The sequence below is a fragment of the Myxococcus sp. CA005 genome (genome assembly GCF_006518205.1).
Taxonomy (GTDB): Bacteria; Myxococcota; Myxococcia; order Myxococcales; family Myxococcaceae; genus Myxococcus; species Myxococcus xanthus.
This window is the reverse complement of record NZ_SRLV01000195.1, coordinates 1-1,486: the sequence shown is the minus strand read 5'-3', so window position 1 is coordinate 1,486 and position 1,486 is coordinate 1. Positions and strand designations below refer to the sequence as shown.

At 66.4% G+C, this 1,486-nt stretch carries 1 protein-coding gene; it reads left to right on the top strand.

Annotated features, from left to right (window positions below):
• Positions 1–104 precede the first annotated feature (104 nt).
• Positions 105–1,322, top strand: a complete 1,218-nt coding sequence (locus FMQ63_RS37080) for an IS701 family transposase (protein ID WP_020479264.1) — start codon at positions 105–107, stop codon at positions 1,320–1,322.
• Positions 1,323–1,486 lie beyond the last annotated feature (164 nt).

Sequence of the window (1,486 nt, the reverse complement as noted above, 5' to 3'; positions counted from 1 at the left end):
CACTACTGCGTCAGGGGTAGGCAGAAGGGAGAGTGGGCGACGGAGGGCTGGGCGGGCAGGCCCTCATTGCATTGGCCGCCATCCGCCCCACTCATGAAGCAGGTATGGACTCCTTCATGAACGCCGCCGCGGTGCAGCGGCTTGAGAGGTATTTCCAGCAAATCGGCGAGGTACTCGGCGAGGAGAGCCGACGCGGCTCGTTCGCCCTCTACGCCATGGGTCTGCTGGGAGAGGGGGAGCGAAAGAGCGTGGAGCCCATCGCCGCTCGCGCGTGTCCGGACCCCGAGCGAGTGGATGCCATGCACCAGCGGTTGTTGCACTTCGCCGTGGACTCGAGGTGGAGCGACCGGGACGTGCGGCGCCAGGCGGCGAGGTATGCGCTGGAGGCGATGACGCGGCGGGAGCCGGTGGAAGCATGGATTGTGGACGACACGGGCTTCCTCAAGCAGGGCAAGCACTCGGTGGGCGTGCAGCGGCAGTACACCGGCTCGGCGGGAAAAGTGGCCAACTGCCAGATTGGCGTCAGCCTCAGTGTCGCCACCCGCACCGAGCACCTGCCCCTCGACTTCGAGTTGTACCTGCCCGAGTGCTGGACCAACGACGCGGCTCGCCGCCGCGAGGCTCGCATCCCCGACGATGTCCCCTTCAAGACGAAGCCTCAACTGGCGCTGCAAATGATTGAGCGGGCCGTGCAGGACGGTGCCCCTCCGGGCGTCATCCTGGGGGACACTGCCTATGGCACTTCCAGTCAGTTTCGTGCGCACCTGCGCGCGTTGGGGTTGCACTACGCAGTCGCAGTGGACCCTCAAACGACTGTCAGCGTGCTGGATGCCCAGGGACGGCCCCGCGGCAATGTGCGCAGCGTTTCAGCCCTGGCCTTGCACATTCACGAGCGAGGGGGATTTCGTCGGTGCACCTGGCGGCAGGGCCCCCAGAGGGACTTGTCGGCGCGCTTCGCCCTGCGCCGAGTCGTCGCCGCGGGTGTACCCCAGCGCGAGCAAGAGCCGCTGTGGCTACTCATTGAGTGGAGGGACGGTGAGGCCGAGCCCGCCAATTCCTTCCTGGTTTCCCTTCCAGGTTTCAGGACGAAGAAGCAACTCATCCGCTTGGTGATGCAACGCTGGAGAACCGAGCGCGTCTACGAGGAACTCAAGGGCGAACTGGGTTTGGACCATTATGAAGGCCGCCGCTTCCCTGGCTGGCACCACCATGTTTCGGTAGCACTGTGCTGCTACGCGTTCATCGTGGCTGAACGCGTGCGGCGTTTTCCCCCCTCGGCCCGAGGGGCGGCTGAAGCCTACGCGCAGCCACTCTCGGCCTGAGCGCCATTTCCGCGACAGCTTCATCACCGCTCGGCTCGCCATGGCCCGGGGGATTGCCACCTGGCTGCCGCGCTGCCCCACCTGCCACCGCTCCAACCACCCACGCTCCTCGCGCAGCCCACCCGATCTCCCCGTCCACCCGTCGGGGCCCTGACGCAGTAGTG